The organism is Halomonas sp. E14, assembly GCF_052568415.1.
Genome location: NZ_CP199423.1, coordinates 1,434,989 through 1,450,551, shown reverse-complemented (window position 1 = coordinate 1,450,551; position 15,563 = coordinate 1,434,989). Strand labels below are relative to the sequence as shown.

General features: G+C 66.5%; 12 protein-coding genes. 7 read left to right on the top strand and 5 right to left on the bottom strand.

The genetic code is table 11. The features are described 5' to 3' along the window. Window position 1: 1 nt before the first annotated feature. From ACT7B3_RS06685 to ACT7B3_RS06675, 3 genes are read right to left on the bottom strand one after another with little or no spacing between them, the layout of a single operon-like run. Window positions 2-1,240, bottom strand: a complete 1,239-nt coding sequence (locus tag ACT7B3_RS06685; RefSeq protein ID WP_445157313.1) for a hypothetical protein — start codon at window positions 1,238-1,240, stop codon at window positions 2-4. Beyond that, window positions 1,237-1,863, bottom strand: a complete 627-nt coding sequence (locus tag ACT7B3_RS06680; RefSeq protein WP_444679347.1) for a condensin complex protein MksE — start codon at window positions 1,861-1,863, stop codon at window positions 1,237-1,239. The genes ACT7B3_RS06685 and ACT7B3_RS06680 overlap by 4 nt, the downstream gene beginning before the upstream one ends. Window positions 1,864-1,904: 41 nt before the next feature. Then, entirely contained in the window at window positions 1,905-5,579 is a 3,675-nt protein-coding gene (locus ACT7B3_RS06675; protein WP_445157312.1) for an ATP-binding protein, read from the bottom strand. A 279-nt stretch (window positions 5,580-5,858) separates the two neighbouring features. Between ACT7B3_RS06675 and ACT7B3_RS06670 the strand changes: the two genes are divergently transcribed. Then, complete coding sequence (locus tag ACT7B3_RS06670; protein WP_445157311.1) at window positions 5,859-7,859, top strand: RecQ family ATP-dependent DNA helicase; 2,001 nt, start codon at window positions 5,859-5,861, stop codon at window positions 7,857-7,859. Here the strand turns inward: ACT7B3_RS06670 and ACT7B3_RS06665 are convergent. Beyond that, a complete protein-coding gene (locus tag ACT7B3_RS06665) occupies window positions 7,832-9,394 on the bottom strand; it encodes a sigma-54-dependent transcriptional regulator (RefSeq protein ID WP_445157310.1) in 1,563 nt (520 codons plus the stop codon). The two genes, ACT7B3_RS06670 and ACT7B3_RS06665, sit on opposite strands and share 28 nt — an antisense overlap. A gap of 276 nt (window positions 9,395-9,670) precedes the next feature. On the opposite strand from ACT7B3_RS06665, the gene phhA reads away from it, so the two are divergent. The 3 genes from phhA to ACT7B3_RS06650 all read left to right on the top strand — a co-directional run bounded on the left by phhA (window position 9,671) and on the right by ACT7B3_RS06650 (window position 11,546). Continuing rightward, entirely contained in the window at window positions 9,671-10,501 is an 831-nt protein-coding gene (gene phhA, locus ACT7B3_RS06660; RefSeq protein ID WP_445157309.1) for a phenylalanine 4-monooxygenase, read from the top strand. Between the two features lie 53 nt (window positions 10,502-10,554). Then, window positions 10,555-10,896, top strand: coding sequence for a 4a-hydroxytetrahydrobiopterin dehydratase (locus tag ACT7B3_RS06655; protein ID WP_444677915.1), 342 nt, complete (start codon window positions 10,555-10,557; stop codon window positions 10,894-10,896). A gap of 383 nt (window positions 10,897-11,279) precedes the next feature. Next, window positions 11,280-11,546 (top strand): ComEA family DNA-binding protein, encoded by a 267-nt coding sequence (locus ACT7B3_RS06650; protein WP_444677916.1) that lies wholly within the window; start codon window positions 11,280-11,282, stop codon window positions 11,544-11,546. A gap of 147 nt (window positions 11,547-11,693) precedes the next feature. Here ACT7B3_RS06650 and ACT7B3_RS06645 read toward each other — a convergent pair whose 3' ends face one another. Next, on the bottom strand, window positions 11,694-12,455 hold the full coding sequence (locus tag ACT7B3_RS06645) for an SDR family oxidoreductase (protein WP_445157308.1): 762 nt from the start codon (window positions 12,453-12,455) through the stop codon (window positions 11,694-11,696). A 258-nt stretch (window positions 12,456-12,713) separates the two neighbouring features. On the opposite strand from ACT7B3_RS06645, the gene ACT7B3_RS06640 reads away from it, so the two are divergent. The 3 genes from ACT7B3_RS06640 to groL all read left to right on the top strand — a co-directional run bounded on the left by ACT7B3_RS06640 (window position 12,714) and on the right by groL (window position 15,450). After that, window positions 12,714-13,229 carry an FxsA family protein gene (locus ACT7B3_RS06640; protein WP_444677918.1) on the top strand — a complete coding sequence of 172 codons (516 nt, stop codon included), beginning with the start codon at window positions 12,714-12,716 and terminating at the stop codon, window positions 13,227-13,229. A 227-nt stretch (window positions 13,230-13,456) separates the two neighbouring features. Next, window positions 13,457-13,750 carry a co-chaperone GroES gene (locus ACT7B3_RS06635; RefSeq protein WP_010628243.1) on the top strand — a complete coding sequence of 98 codons (294 nt, stop codon included), beginning with the start codon at window positions 13,457-13,459 and terminating at the stop codon, window positions 13,748-13,750. Between the two features lie 59 nt (window positions 13,751-13,809). Next, window positions 13,810-15,450 (top strand): chaperonin GroEL, encoded by a 1,641-nt coding sequence (gene groL / locus ACT7B3_RS06630; protein ID WP_444677919.1) that lies wholly within the window; start codon window positions 13,810-13,812, stop codon window positions 15,448-15,450. The last annotated feature ends 113 nt before the right edge of the window (window positions 15,451-15,563 follow it).

The following is a 15,563-nucleotide window of genomic DNA, read 5'->3' as shown; positions in this document are numbered from 1 at the left end:
CTCAGGCGAGCTGCAGCACCACGTCGTGGATCAGCCGCAGCTGGTTGAAGGGGCTGGCCTGGGTCTCCTCCTGGCGCAGGCGAAAGGCGCCCTGCTCGCTGCGCGGCAGGCCCTGGTATTCGGCGATGACTTGAAACAGCCAGATCTCCGCGCCCCACTCGTGCTCGGCCTGCTGCAAGTAGTCAAGGGCACTGACGACTTCGCCGGCGCGGTCCACCACCGCCAGGTAGAAGCGCTCGACGTCCTCCTTCAGCGCCTGCTGGCGGGCCGCCACCCGGCTCTCCTCGTGGCGCTCGGTGGCGGCAGCCGCGGCAACCGGCTCGGAACGCGAGCTGGGTCGCGGCAGGCGATGCAGCAGCTCAGCCAGCGTGTGGGCATCGGCATCTCGGTCCAGCGCCACCGCCCCGGCGGCGACCAGCGGCGCGGCACGGTTAACCAGCGCCGGCACATCGCTGCGCAGCGCATAGTTGCCGGGCACGAAGCCGGGATGCTCGCGCAGGAAGCCCACCATGCCGGCCACCAGCCGGCTGCGCGACTGCTGCTGGCGGAAACGTGCCATCAGCTCGATCAGGCGCCGCTGTACTTCGCGCAGGCTGGTGAAGTGGTGGGTGAGCTGGTGCTGCAGCCGGCTGACCAGCAGCTTGCGCAGGGCGCCATCGGCACCCACCAGAGTGATGAATTCATCGAAGTCGATAAGCGCCAGGCCGTCGAGCAGGCGCACGATCTGCTTCTGCGCGCGCTCGTTCTCGCGGATCTTGTCGGTGAGTCGGGCGACGAAGCCGAAGTCGCCGTTGAGACGCCGCCATAGGCTGTCAATGGCGTCGGCGAAGCGGCCGTTGAGATCGTCGACCTCCTGGCGCAGGCGCAGCAACAGCTGCTCCTGGCGCCAGTATTCACCGGCATCCCGTGCCTCGCGATAGCTCTGCACCAGGCTGCGCATCAGTTCCAGGGTCTCGGCCACGTCGGCGTTGACGTGGCGGCGAGTCTCGTCGGCCAGCATCTCGGCGATCAGCTCGCGCACCTTGGGCGCGAGCTTCACTCCACTCTGCTCGTCCGGCCGCCATAGGATTCGCGCCGCCAGCAGCCGGTTCAGCGCAGTGGTGCTCAGCCCTTCCAGCGGCACTTCGTCGCGGGCGTAGCCAGCCATCAGCGCCTCGGCGTGCCTGCCCAGCAGCGCCAGGCGTTCCACGCCGGTCGTGATCAGGCGGCTCTCCAGGGCATTGGGAGAGGCGCCGCTCACAGCAGGCGCTCCTGCTCCGCCGGCGCCTGATCGTCGATGGGCAGGTTCTCCTCATCGCGGATGAAGCGCACCAGGTCGATCAGGTAATCGATCTTGCCGGTAACCACGAAGTACTGGCGATCGGCGTGGGGCTGTTGCAGGTAACCGTGCTCCTTGAGGCGCTTGAAGACCTGCTTGAGCTGGGCGTCGAGCTGGTCGCTCTGGGAGCCGAAGAAGGGGTCGGTGGCCAGCCGCTCCAGACGCTCGCGCAGGCCCTGGTGATCCTCGCAGCGCGAGCTGAAGTCGGCGGGCTTGAGCACGTCGCCGGGAGCGGCCAGGCCGTCGCGGCCCAGCGCTTCCTGCACCAGCTGCAGCCACTCCAGCAGCGGCATCAGGCTGGCCACGGTGTCGCCCAGCTGGCGCGACAGCTGCTCGCGGGCCGCGTCGTCGAGCCGCCGCCACGCCAGGAAGTAGACGCTGCCTTCATCGGTGGCGGCCAGCCGGCGGTTGAGCGGTCGCAGGTAGGCGTCGATCCGCTCGCGGGTGGCCTCATCCTGCAGGCGGCGAAAGGCGCCCTCATCGCTCACCGCACAGATGAACTCGCCGGCCAACAGGCGTTCGAGCAGCGGGCCCAGCTCGACCATGGAGCGCTCGACCCCGGCGCCTTCGATGTGAGTCACGTCGCTCATGACGCCACCTCCTCGGCGCGGGCCTGCAGGCGCTGGGCCAGGCGGCTCAGACGCGGTTCGATGCGCTTGAGGCGACGCTTGCCGGGGTCGGCTTCGTCGCGGTCGATCAGGTAGCGGTTGCGGAACAGCAGCAGCACGTCCGACTCCGGATTGGGGAAGGCGCCGACGATATGGATGCGGTTGTTGTTGCAGGCATCGAACAGCTTCTCGACGTTGTGGTAGGCCAAGGTACCGATCTCGTCGATCGGCCAGTGGATGGCTACTTCGGCCTGGCCGCGCAGCAGCCGGGTGAAGGCGAGCAGGAACTTGCACAGGATCAGGTAGGCCATGCCGTGGCTGGAGGACTCCAGCAGCTGGCGGTCGTTCTTGATCACCAGGTCGGTGCCGCCCTCATTGAGGTGCAGCTCCAGGCGCAGCAGGCTCTCGAAGCTGTACTGCTGGTCGCTGCGCAGCAGCTCCACCACATCGGAAAGGGTGTCGAGGTAGTCGTCGCCGGGCAGCGGCTGGCCGGAGTCGCGCCATTCGCGATAGTGCTGGGCGAAGCGCTTGAGCGGCTCCCAGAAGCCGAGCTCGTCGATGGTCGACTGGATCTTCACCTCGGCGCGACCGATGCCTTCCAGCTTGAGGTCGTCGGCCACCTCGTCGGAGAGGCGCCGGCTCTGGGCATTGATGCGCCGGTTGAGGTCACGAAACACGGTGAAGAACTTGTCGAGGTCGTCGGAAAGGTTGCGGCCCTCCTGCAGCAGCTGCTGTTGCTGCCCTTCCAGCAGCGTCAGCATGCCGGCCAGCACGGCCAGCAGGCGACGCGGACTCGGGTCTTCGAGCCGGGCTCGCTCGGCCTCCAGGGTCTCCTGGAAGTCGCTGCTGGCGCCCTTGATCAGGTCCGCCTCTAGCTTCTCGCAGCCGCGGCGCAGCGCCTCCAGGGTCCGGGCATGCTCGGCCAGTGCCTGGCGCGCCCGCTCGATGCGCTCCTCGGTGTCGCCCGGGGCCTCGCCCAGGGGAGCCGGAGCGCTCGCAAGCGGCAGCGATTCGAGCCTGGCCAGCAGCGGCGTCAGCATCTCCAGCAGCTGCTGCTCGACGCTGCGCCGCGCCTTGAGCTCGCCCACCGCCGCCTGGTGCTCGCGCCGGGCGGCCTGGAACTGCTGGTCGAGGGTCTCACGCTCGCGCTCGGCGGCCTGGTGGTCACGGGCTAGGTCGGCCTCCTGCGCCACCAGGCTCGGCTTGCGCTCGCCCCAGGCCACCCGCATGAAGCGGGTGTAGTCGTCCAACTCCTCGCGTCGCGCCTCGGTCTGGCGGATGCGTTCGTCCAGCGCCTTGAGGCGGGTGCGAGTCTGGCTGAGGGTCACCGTATCCACGCCCTGCTCGGCCAGTTCGCGATCGTAGGCGGCCTGCAGCTCCTCGCGCTGGCGGCGGGTCTCCTCCTTGAATTCGGCCAGCTGGCGGCGGTGCTGGGCGATCTGCCCGTCGAGGCCAGCCATACGCCCCTGGAAATCGGCGGTGAGTTCCAGACGCTGGGCGCGGTGGGTATCGGCCAACGCCTGCAGGGCCTGGCGCTGTTCATCGCGTAGCGCTTGCTGCTGGGCCTGGCGCTCCTCCAGCGCCTCGCGCCAGGTGGCCTCGCGCGCCTGGCGTGCGGCGGCGTGGCGCTGATGGCACTGGCTGCGGGCCTGCAGGGCGTAATCCACCTCCTCGGCGGCGCGACGGGCGCTGCTGCGGGCACGCTCTAGGCGTGCAGCAGCCTCCTGCACCTTGGCATGGGACGCCCTGAGCGCCTTCTCGGCGCCCTGCTCGGCCTCCTGGGCCTGGGCCAGCGCCTGTCCGGCCGCGTCGATCTCGGCCAGCAGGGCGGCCTCGTCCCGGGCATGCTCGGGCAAGGCGATGGCAGCAAGATCCAGCGTCAGCCCGAACAGGTCGTCGCTGGCGTGCGGGTTCAGCTGCGGGGCAAGGTCACGACGCTCGAGCAGTGCCGGGTCGATCGCCTTGCCCAGGCTCTGCTCCCAGCCCGGGCAGTGGTGACGCAGGAAGTGGCGCAGGCTGCCCTGGGCGGGGTCGCGCTGGGCCAGCAGCCCATCGAGCCGCGCCTGGGCCCGGGAGCGCTGCGCTCGCCCCTGTTCAAGTTCGCGCTCGGCGAGATCGCGCGCCTCACGGCAGGCCTCGTGCTCGCTGCGTACGCTCTCCACCGCAGCGGCGGCGGCGCGCTGCTCGCTCTGGGCCTGGTCCACCCGTGCCTGGGCCTGCTCGGCCTCGCGGGTCTCCTCCGGGGTCGGGGCGCCGTGGGCCAGCCGCGCCTTGAGCTCGGAAATGGCGGCGGTGCCCTGCTCCAGGCGTTCCCGGTAGCCGTGGTCCAGCGCCTCGCGGCGAGTCTGGTAGTCGGCATCCAGGCGGCGCTCTTCTTCGTCATGGGCTTCACGGCTGCGCTCTTTCTCGTCGCCCAGCGCATCGACCAGCCCTTGGATCTCCTCGCCGTGGCGTGCCTGCAGGTCGCCGAGCTCGACCAGCCTGGCATCCAGGCGCGCGCGGCTCTCGCGCGCCACACGCTGGATCTCCTCGAGGTGGTCGTGCAGCTGCTGGCGCTGCTCGCGCCACTGGGGCAGCGCGGCGAGGTCGCGTTCGAGCCCCGGCATGTCGGCCTCGGCGTAGGCTTCGAAGCGGCGCTGCAGGTCGTCGAGGTCGCGGCGTGTCTGGTCCAGCACGCTGTCGAGTTCGCTGATCCGCGCATTAAGGCGGCCACGCGCCTCCTCATGGGCCTGCTCAAGGGTCTGGAAGCCGCGCTGGCGTTCGTTCAGCTGCGCTTCGAGATCGGCGCCGGCGCGCTCGGCGCGATGGCGGTCGGCCTCGAGCTGGGGCCGCAGCTGCCACAGCGTCGCCTCGAGTTCGGCGGTTTCCCGGTCGAGGCACTCGAGGGACTCCAGGGCGCGCTGCAATGGTTCCAGGCGCTTCGACTGACGCATGCGGGCGATCCACTCGCGCGCTTTGGTATTGCGGATCCGCGTTACCGGCAGCTCGACACCATCCTCCTCGAAGATGGCCGCCAGCATGGTCTTGAGGGTATCCATCTTGCCCTCCTTGGCGTGCACCGCCGAGACCAGCTTCTCCATGTGGCGAATGCGTTGCCCAGCTCGCACTAGGCTGAAACGTGCGGCGACCTGGCGCAGGCGCAGCAGCTCGCGGCGGCTGCCGGCGCCGCTGCCGTGCTGGGTGAAGTCGTTCTGGATCACCGCGCGATATTCGGAAGTGGCCCCCAGCTTGGGCGAGGTGGTGATCCCCTCGCGGCGCAGGCCGCTGAACCACTGGGCGTAGTCGAGGGCGGTGACGCCGGCCTCGCTCTGCACCAGGTAGTCTTCCGGGCGATAGGGGGCGGCGACGAAGCGGTACTCCACGCCGCCTTCGCTCTTGCGGGTCAGCACCGCCTGGCAGATGTCACCCTCTTCGCGGCGATATTCGTAGACCAGGTAGCTGTTGCGGTGCGGCAGGTAGAAGGCGTCGAACTTGAGCCGGGTCTTGGGCACCACCCGGTTGGGCAGCTCGCCGAAGAACACCGGGACCAGCCGCTGCAGGGTGGTCTTGCCCGAGGCGTTGGTGCCGCAGATGTTGGTGTGCCCGTCCACACTGAGCTCGACCACCCCTTCCAGATGGCCGTGAATCATCACGATGCGTAGCAGGTGAGCCATGCCGCGTCCTTGATCGGTTAGCGCTGGATCGCAAACGGCCATTCTACCCACCCGGGCCAGGCGCACCAATCGGCTGCACGTTCAGGGCCACCACGAGGCTGGCAGCCGCGCCATTGACAGCGGTATCACGCCGCCATGCGCGAATGGCGTACCGCCTGTGCATGCCGGAACGGACATTCGTCGAAACCGACGATATGCGAGAATGTGCGTCCGGTGGTCGTCATGGCCTTCACCTTTCGCATAAGCGCAACGCAAAATAACCGAGCAGGGAGTGCCCCAGTGATCGACCAGACGTTACAGCAGGTCTTCGGCTATGACGACTTCCGCCCCGGCCAGCGCCCGGTCATCGAAGCGATCACCGCCGGCCGTTCGGCGGCGGCGATCTTTCCCACCGGCTCGGGCAAGTCGCTGTGCTATCAGCTGCCGGCGCTGCACCTGCCCCACCTGACCCTGGTCATCTCGCCGCTGCTGGCGCTGATGCAGGATCAGCTGGCCTTCCTGGCGCGCCACGGCATCGCCGCCGCCAGCATCGACTCGGGCCAGAGCCGCGAGGAAACGGCGGCAGTGATGGAAGGCGTCAAGCGCGGCGAGATCCGCATCCTCATGGTCTCGGTGGAGCGGCTCAAGAACGAGCGCTTCCGCGCCTTCATCCGCCGCGTGCCGATCTCGTTGTTGGTCGTGGACGAAGCCCACTGCATCTCGGAGTGGGGTCACAACTTCCGCCCGGACTATCTCAAGCTGCCCCACTACCGCCATGAGTTCGGCATCCCCCAGGTACTGCTGCTGACCGCCACGGCCACGCCGCGGGTCATCGCCGACATGCGCGAGCGCTTCGGCATCGCCGAGGGCGACGTCACCGCCACCGGCTTCTACCGCCCCAATCTCAATCTGGAGGTGGCGCCAGTGCCGGCCGAGACGCGGCCGCGCCGCTTGGTCCAGTGGCTCCGCCCCCGGCTCGGCGGCGAGCCGCCCCAGCCCACCATCGTCTACGTCACCCTGCAGCAGACCGCCGAGCGTCTGGCCGCCTACCTGAGCAAGGCCGGCTTCGTTGCCACCGCCTACCACGCCGGGCTCGACGCCGAGACCCGCGAGCGCATCCAACGCGACTTCATGGCCGGCCAGACACCCTGCATCGTCGCCACCATCGCCTTCGGCATGGGCATCGACAAGGCCGACATTCGCAACGTGGTGCACTTCGATCTGCCCAAGTCGGTGGAGAACTACAGTCAGGAGATCGGTCGGGCCGGCCGCGACGGAAAGCCCTCCGACTGCCTGATGCTGGCCGGGCGCGATCACGTCAACGTGCTGGAGAACTTCGTCTACGGCGAAACCCCGGAGCTTCACGGCATCCGCAAGGTGATCGACGAGCTGATCGAGGCGGCCGGGGCCGCACGCCAGTGGGAGCTGGTGCTCAATTCGCTCTCCCAGCACAGCAACATTCGTCCGCTGCCGCTCAAGACGCTGCTGGTGCAGCTCGAGCTGCGCGGCTACATCGCGCCGCGCTACAGCTACTTCGCCGAGTACCGCTTCCGCCTGCACGACGAACCCGAAACCTTGGTATCGCGCTTCGAGGGCGAACGCAGCGCCTTCGTCCAGGCGATTGTCGACGCCTCCCAGCGTGCCCGCACCTGGTTCAACCTCGACTTCGCGGCCCTCGAACGGCTGGGCGAGGAGCGCGGGCTCAACGTCGAACGCGCCCGCGTGCTCACCGCGCTGGACTATTTCGTCGCCCAGGGCTGGATGGTGCTCGAAAGCAAGCAGATGACCGAGGTCTATGAGGTGCTGCGCAGCGACATCGACGCCGCGGCCCTGAGCGAGGAGCTGCACGCCTATTTCCACGACAAGGAGCGGGCCGAGATCGAGCGCCTGCACGCCATGCTGGCGCTGTTCGAGAGCGCGGCGTGTCTGAGCCGCCGGCTTTCCGAATGGTTCGGCGACACCCGGGCGCCGGAGCGCTGCGGCCACTGCTCGGCCTGCCGCGGCGCCATTGCCAACCTGCCCGAACCCGAACCGCTCGAGCCCATAACACGCGAGACCGTCGCACGGCTCGCGGGCGAGCTGGCGCAACAGCTGGCAGCCAGCGACGAGCCTCATCCCGCCACGCCGGACCTGCTGGCGCGCTTCCTGTGCGGCCTGACCAGCCCCCTGCTCACCCGGCTCAAGGCGCGCCGCCTGGCAGGCTTCGGCGCGCTGGAAGCCTACCGTTACGCCGAGGTCAGGGAGCTGGCCGCTCGCACGACGCTGGTCGAGGGTCAGGCGTCACCCGCACCGATGCCGTAATGGCGCAGCTTGTTGGCAATGGTGGTGTGCGAGACCCCGAGCCGCTTGGCCAGTTGGCGGCTCGAGGGATACTGCGGATAGAGCGAGGCCAGGATACGACGCTCCACGTCGCCCATGATGCCGGCGAGCGAGCCGTCGAGATCGATGCCCGAGAGCCCCGGCGCCTCGCCCACGTCCGGCAGGCGCAGGTGGCCCGGCTCGATGGCGTCGCCCTCGCACAGCGATACCGCCTGGAACAGCACGTTCTCCAACTGGCGCACGTTACCCGGCCAGTGATAGGTAGAGAGTCTGGCCAGCGCCGCCGGCGACAGCGCCGGCATGCGACAGCCGATCTGACGCGCGGCGCGATCGATGAAGTGCAGCGCCATGGCCTCGATGCCGTCGAGACAGTCGCGCAGCGGCGGCACCGCCAGCGACAGCACGTTGAGCCGATGATAGAGATCCTGACGGAAGTGGCCCTCGGCGCAGAGCCGGGGCAGGTCCTGCTGGGTGGCACAGATGACCCGCACGTCGAGATAGGTCTCCTCGTCGCTGCCCACCCGGCGAAAGCCGCCGTCCTGCAGGAAACGCAGCAGCTTGACCTGCAGCCGCGGGCTCATTTCCCCCACCTCGTCGAGAAAGATGGTGCCGCCCGCGGTCATCTCCAGCAGCCCGAGCTTGCCCTCGGGGCGAGCCCCCTCGAAGGCGCCCGGCGCATAGCCGAACAGCTCCGTCTCGGCCATCGACTCCGGCAGGCCGGCACAGTTGAGCGCCATGAACGGCGACTGTCCGCGGGCGCTGGCCAGATGGCAGGCGCGCGCCAGCAGCTCCTTGCCGGTACCGGTCTCGCCGTGGATCAGCAGCGGCGCGTCCAACGGCGCCATGCGCCGCGCCTCGCGGATCAGCGCGGCCAGCCGGGGGCTGGCCTGGAACAGCGCATCGAAGCCACGCAGCTCCTGGCGTTGCACCTGGTAGATGCGCTCGCCGATCCGGTCGGCGCTGTGCAGGGTCACCACCGCGCCGGCCAGGGAAGCCACATCGTCGAGGTGCTCGCGGTGCAGCGGCGCGATATCGGCGAGGAAGGTCGCCTCGCGCAGCTTGATGCGCAGGCCGTTGACCCGCGCATTGTTGCGCCGCACCAGCGCCGGCAGATCCACGTCAGGCAGGTAGCGGTTCAGCGACAGCCCCGGCACCTCGTCGATGCGCACCCCGAGCAGCTGCCCCGCCGCCCGGTTGGCGGCAACGATATGGCCCTCCATGTCGATCGACATCACCGGATCGGAGAGCGACGAGAGCAGCGCATCGAGCTCGAGATGGCGCCGCTCGCTGGGCATCAGGCTGACCCGGCGCACCCCGAACACCCCCGGTATCGCCTCGAGCACCGGCTTCAGCGTGGCCAGCTGCACATTGAGCAGGTTGGGGATGTGCAGATAGATGGCGTTGCCATGCTCACCGCCCACCTCGCCCCGCGCCACGTTGAGGCCGTAGTCGACGAAGTGGGACACGATATCGCGCAGGATGCCGATGCGGTTCTGGCAGTGAAACCTCAATCTCATGGCGCTGGTGCCTCCGGGCGCGAAAAAGCACGTCAAGCCGACGTGACTCGCCTGTAAAGATAACGTGACACCCGAGACAGGACAAACCTCGAAGTTGCCGAAATCGACGCTATGGGAAGGCGAAACGGCATCCACCGTCATGATTTCTTTACGCCAAACCCTCAATTGCCATCAAAAAAGCCATCCGCAGCCTGACAGGCAAGGCGCATACCGGCCCTAGACTCGAGTCAAAGGTTCGCCACACAAACACAAGATTTCAGCCGACCGGAGTGCCCCATGACGTCATCCCATCCGCATCTGAGCGATGTCGCCAGCAAGACCGGCTACCGCGCCCGCCTGCCCGACGAGAATGGCTATATCGACTGGCCGGAACAGGACAACGCCACCTGGCAGACCCTAATGCAGCGCCAGCTCGGCATGCTCGAAGGTCGCGTCTGCCAAGAGTACCTCGACGGCCTGGAGCGCCTCGCCCTGCCCGAGGAGCGCATCCCCCAGCTCGCCGACATCGACCGCGTGCTGCAGGCGGCCACCGGCTGGCAAACCGCCCAGGTACCGGCGCTGATCCCGTTCGACACCTTCTTCAAGCTGCTGGCCAACCGGCGCTTCCCGGTGGCCACCTTCATCCGTACCCCGGAAGAGCTCGACTACCTCAAGGAGCCGGACATCTTCCACGAGATCTTCGGCCACTGCCCGATGCTCACCAACCCGGCCTTCGCCGAGTTCACTGCCACCTATGGCCGCCTGGGCCTCGCAGCCGAACCCAAGCAGAGGGTCTACCTGGCGCGCCTGTACTGGATGACCGTGGAGTTCGGCCTGGTGGATACCCCGGCCGGCCGGCGCATCTACGGTGGCGGCATCATCTCCTCGCCCAAGGAGACCCTGCACGCACTGTCGGATACGCCCGAGCATCTGCCATTCGACCCCATCGAGGCGCTGCGCACCCCGTACCGCATCGACATCCTGCAGCCGCTCTACTACGTACTGGACGATCTCACGACCCTGCACGACCTTTCCCAGCAGGACATCATGGCCATGGTGCACCGGGCCATGGCGCTGGGCCTGCACGAACCGCGCTTCGAGCCGGCCCCGAAGGCAGCCAAGGCGTAAGCCTGAACGCAAGCGACGACACCCATACCAACAAACCCCGACGAGGAGCGACCATGACCCAACTTTCCGAACAGCAGTGCGAAGCGTGCAGCTGGGACGCACCCCATGTCACCGACGACGAACTCGAGACGCTCAGGCGCGACATTCCCGAGTGGAGCGTCGAGGAGCGCGACGGCATCAAGCAGCTCGAGCGCGTCTTCAAGTTCCGCAACTTCAAGCAGGCGCTGGCCTTCACCAACCGGGTCGGCGAGATTGCCGAGGAAGCGGGCCACCACCCCGCCCTGCTCACCGAATGGGGCAAGGTCACCGTGACCTGGTGGTCTCATGAAATGAAAGGCCTGCACAAGAACGACTTCATCCTGGCGGCGCGCACCGACGCCGTGGCGAACGCCTAGCCGACCATGCCTGCCGGCGCTCGCCGGTAGGCAAAATGCCCAGGCTTCGGCAGCTGCACTGCCCTGGCGCTTGTATGCCTTACTTGCATTACCTTCCTTGCATTTCCTTACCCCGGCTTTTCCCTTTCCGGTCTTTGTTTTTCGGAGCGCTCTGACGCTACTCGGCTTTCCAGACATCACCACCCCGCCTTTACCAGGCTTGAGCCTACTCTGTTTCGCGTGATTGGCTGACAGCGTGCCAGGACCACTACCGCGTGCGAAATGCGCTCACGCTTACGTCTCGCATCGCCTCAGGACTCTGCATGGTTCAGCGTGTTCTGCATTAGCGTTTATCGGGGCACCAGCCGGTGCCCGGCATCGACAACGATAAAAGGAGAAGACCCATGAAGGGTTTCTTGCGAGCCGCCTTGCTGGGCCTGATGCTTAGTGTGGCCACGCTGGCCTCGGCGCAGGAGGTAGCACCCATCAACGTCAACACGGCCGATGCGGAGCTGCTGACAGAACTGCCGGGTATCGGCCCAACCCGCGCCCAGGCAATCATCGAAGACCGTGAAGCGAACGGCGACTACGAGAGCGCCGACGACCTGACCCGGGTCAGCGGCATCGGGCCGGCGACGGTCGCCAGGCTGCGGGATCAGATCACGTTCTGACAACTGGGTTGGGCGACACGGCGAGGCCGGCATAATGCCGGTCTCGCTGCGCTTCATCTCTTCGGCACTAGAGCGGCTGTCCCAGCGACAGGCCACCAGCAGGCCGTCGATTCAATAAGCGCCTTGGGGATGCATGGCTGAAACGAGCTACAGCCGCAGGCCGCCGTCGCACTCGATCACGCGGCCGGTGAAGTAATCGTTCTCGATGATGAAGGCCACGCTCTGGGCGATATGCTCGGGGTCGCCAAGGCGCCTGAGCGGGACACCTGAGGTCAGCTTCTCCAGCATGTCGTCACGCATCGAGGCCGTCATGTCGGTCTTGATGAAACCTGGCGCCACCGCGCCTACGCGAATGCCGTAGCGTGCCAGCTCCTTGGCCCAAGTGGTGGTCAGCGCTACCACGGCAGCCTTGGCGGCCGCATAGTTGCTCTGCCCCATGTTGCCGGCACGGGAAATGCTGGAGATATTGACGATCACCCCGTCGTGCTCCGCCTCGATCATCTGGGCAGCGGCTTCACGCCCGCACAGGAACACCCCGGTGAGGTTGACGTCGATGACCGACCGCCACTGCTCCAGCGACATGGTCTTTTCGACCTTGCCGTCCTTCGCCTTGACCAGCAGCGCATCGCGCAGGATACCGGCATTGTTCACCAGGCCGCTGACCGGACCCAGCGATGCCGACACCGCACCGAAGGCTTGCTTCACCGAGGCCTCGTCCGCCACGTTCACGGTGAAGGCACTGGCTCGCACGTTCTCCTTGTGCAGCGCGGATACTGCCTTGTCCATGGCGTCGGCATCGGTGTCCAGCAAGGCCACCAACGCGCCCTGACGCCCAAGGCGACGCGCCATGGCAAGCCCGAGGCCCCGGGCCCCACCGGTAATGGCAATTACACGTTTCTCGACTTTCATTCACTGTCCCCAGAGGTGGTCTGTCATTCATTGCCTGCCGGCTATCCCACAGGCAAGCGCCCTTCCCTGGACGTCGCTTATTCCCGCAGCTGCGGCTACAGGGTTAATCGGCGGCAAGATGCCATAACTTGAACTGATTCGCCGCTTTTTGCACTGCAGCGTAGCGCCCGGCCAGCGCCATTGCCAGCCGCCTTCAGCTACGCTTGATTTGCGAGCAGACGCCCCCACATAGCGTGAAGCCACCTAGACGGAGTCGTCATGCCCATCCTGATCCTCTTCACGCTGTTCACCCTGCTCGACTTCGTCGTCCTGTTTACCGTCGGCAGCTATATCGGCCTGCCGGTCACTCTGGCACTGCTGCTCTCCACCGGCTTCGTTGGCCTGCATCTCATTCGCCGGCAGGGCACGGCCGCATTGAGCCGGGCCAAGCAGCGCTTGAGCCAGGGCGAACTGCCCTCCAGCGAACTGCTGACCGGCGCCGCGCTGATCTTCGGTGGTGCCCTGCTGCTGGCCCCCGGCTTTCTTTCCGACCTGCTCGGGCTGGCATGTATCGTTCCCGGCGCCCGCCGCACGCTGGGCCGGCTGCTGGCCGGCGCCCATCTTCGCGTGCTGGTTGCCGCCGCGGGCCGTGGCCAAGGGCCTCGCCCTGGGCAACATGAGCAGGAGACGAATGCCGACGCCGAGCACCACCAGGCCCACGACAAACCCCGTCAGGGCCGCCAGGGTGACCCCTTGGAAGGTGATTTCATCAGCCGTGACGAGCCGCGCCGCTAGCGCCACGGGCGGCTGTACCGTGCGGCGAAAAATTTTTCGTGCTGGCCCTTGAAAGGAACTTGCCCGGCCCCATTTCACGGTCAGCACTAGGCTACGATGCCGAGAACCTCTCGGCGTCTTTGACAAGGAAGGCGTCCTCGCCTCCACCTTCCAGCCGCGCTGGAAGGGTGATGTGAACCGCCATGCCTTTCATCATGGCATAACAGACCATCAGGAGAACGTGAGCAATGAACATCCGTCCCTTGCACGATCGCGTCGTCATCCGTCGCGTTGAAGAAGAGCAAAAAACCGCTGGCGGCATCGTGCTTCCGGGCAACGCCCAGGAAAAGCCGACTCGTGGCGAAGTGCTCGCCGTCGGTAACGGCCGGATTCTCGACAACGGTGACGTTCGCCCGCTGGACGTCAAAGTTGGCGACACCGTGATTTTCAAGGATGGCTTTGGCGTCGAGAAGCAGAAGATCGATGGCGAGGAAGTCCTGATCATGAGCGAGTCCGACATTCTCGCCGTGGTTGAAGGCTAAGCCACTCCTACGCAACTCCGTTCATACGTCGTTCACGAACTCACAGGAAGTTACGAAAAATGGCAGCGAAACAAGTCAAGTTCTCCGATGACGCCCGCAAGCGCATGGCCCGTGGCGTCGACGTCCTGGCCAACGCCGTCAAGGCTACCCTGGGCCCGAAAGGCCGCAACGTGGTACTGGACAAGTCCTTCGGTGCACCGACCGTGACCAAGGACGGCGTCTCCGTGGCCAAAGAAATCGAACTGAAGGACAAGTTCGAGAACATGGGCGCGCAGATGGTCAAGGAAGTCGCTTCCAAGACCTCCGACGTTGCCGGCGACGGCACCACTACCGCCACCGTGCTGGCCCAGTCCATCGTCACCGAGGGCATGAAGGGCGTGACCGCCGGCATGAACCCGATGGATCTGAAGCGAGGCATCGACCAGGCCGTCATCGCGGCAGTCAAGGAAATCGAGGCCCTGGCCGTGCCCTGCACCGACTCCAAGGCCATCGCCCAGGTCGGCACCATCTCCGCCAACGGCGACAAGCGCATCGGTGAGATCATCGCCGAAGCCATGGAGAAGGTCGGCAAGGAAGGCGTCATCACCGTCGACGAAGGTCGCGGCTTCGAGGACGAGCTGGAAGTGGTCGAAGGCATGCAGTTCGACCGCGGCTACCTGTCGCCCTACTTCGTGACCAACCAGGACACCATGGCGGTCGAGCTGGAAGACCCCTACCTGCTGCTGGTCGACAAGAAGATCTCCAACATCCGCGAACTGCTGCCGGTGCTGGAAGCCGTCGCCAAGTCCGGCAAGCCGCTGGCAATCATCGCCGAGGATATCGAAGGCGAGGCCCTGGCCACCCTGGTGGTCAACAACATGCGCGGCATCGTCAAGGTTGCGGCTGCCAAGGCGCCCGGCTTCGGCGACCGTCGCAAGGCCATGCTGCAGGACATCGCCATCCTGACCAACGGCACCGTGATCTCCGAGGAAGTCGGTCTGACCCTGGAGCAGGCCAACCTGGATCACCTGGGCAGCGCCAAGCGCATCACCATGTCCAAGGAGAACACCACCATCATCGACGGCGCCGGTAACGAGGGCGACATCGAAGCCCGCGTCAACCAGATCCGCGCGCAGATCGAAGAGACTTCTTCCGACTACGACCGCGAGAAGCTGCAGGAGCGCGTCGCCAAGCTGGCCGGCGGCGTTGCCGTGATCCGCGTCGGTGCCGCTACCGAAGTCGAGATGAAGGAGAAGAAGGCCCGCGTCGAAGACGCCCTGCACTCCACTCGCGCTGCGGTCGAGGAAGGCGTGGTGCCTGGCGGCGGTACCGCCCTGGTGCGCGTGCTGACCAAGATCAAGGACCTCAAGGGCGAGAACGAGGACCAGACCCACGGTATCGCCATCGCGCTGCGCGCCATGGAGTCTCCGCTGCGTCAGATCGTCACCAACGCCGGCCAGGAAGCTTCCGTGATCCTCAACGAGGTGAAAGCAGGCGAAGGCAACTTCGGCTACAACGCCCAGACCGGTGAATTCGGCGACATGTTCGAAATGGGCGTGCTGGACCCGGCCAAGGTGACCCGTACTGCGCTGCAGTCCGCCGGCTCCGTGGCAGGCCTGATGATCACCACCGAGTGCATGATCGCCGACGATCCGGAAGAGAAGGAAGGTCCGGACATGGGCGGCATGGGTGGCATGGGCGGTATGGGCGGCATGATGTAAGCCAGCCATCCCCTTAGCCCTTCGCAAGCCCCGCCATCGTGCGGGGCTTGTTCTTTATGGACGGTCTTGCAGGAATGTGACTCGGTTTCAAAAGCGTTACTATGGTGGAAACG

Excerpts from the sequence above, each read along its gene's own strand:
- groL (WP_444677919.1), top strand. The coding sequence starts at position 13,810 with ATGGCAGCGAAACAAGTCAAGTTCTCCGATGACGCCCGCAAGCGCATG.
- ACT7B3_RS06635 (WP_010628243.1), top strand. The coding sequence starts at position 13,457 with ATGAACATCCGTCCCTTGCACGATCGCGTCGTCATCCGTCGCGTTGAA.
- ACT7B3_RS06655 (WP_444677915.1), top strand. The coding sequence starts at position 10,555 with ATGACCCAACTTTCCGAACAGCAGTGCGAAGCGTGCAGCTGGGACGCA.
- phhA (WP_445157309.1), top strand. The coding sequence starts at position 9,671 with ATGACGTCATCCCATCCGCATCTGAGCGATGTCGCCAGCAAGACCGGC.
- ACT7B3_RS06665 (WP_445157310.1), bottom strand. The coding sequence starts at position 9,394 with ATGAGATTGAGGTTTCACTGCCAGAACCGCATCGGCATCCTGCGCGAT.
- ACT7B3_RS06675 (WP_445157312.1), bottom strand. The coding sequence starts at position 5,579 with ATGGCTCACCTGCTACGCATCGTGATGATTCACGGCCATCTGGAAGGG.
- ACT7B3_RS06680 (WP_444679347.1), bottom strand. The coding sequence starts at position 1,863 with ATGGTCGAGCTGGGCCCGCTGCTCGAACGCCTGTTGGCCGGCGAGTTC.
- ACT7B3_RS06640 (WP_444677918.1), top strand. The coding sequence starts at position 12,714 with ATGCCCATCCTGATCCTCTTCACGCTGTTCACCCTGCTCGACTTCGTC.
- ACT7B3_RS06650 (WP_444677916.1), top strand. The coding sequence starts at position 11,280 with ATGAAGGGTTTCTTGCGAGCCGCCTTGCTGGGCCTGATGCTTAGTGTG.
- ACT7B3_RS06645 (WP_445157308.1), bottom strand. The coding sequence starts at position 12,455 with ATGAAAGTCGAGAAACGTGTAATTGCCATTACCGGTGGGGCCCGGGGC.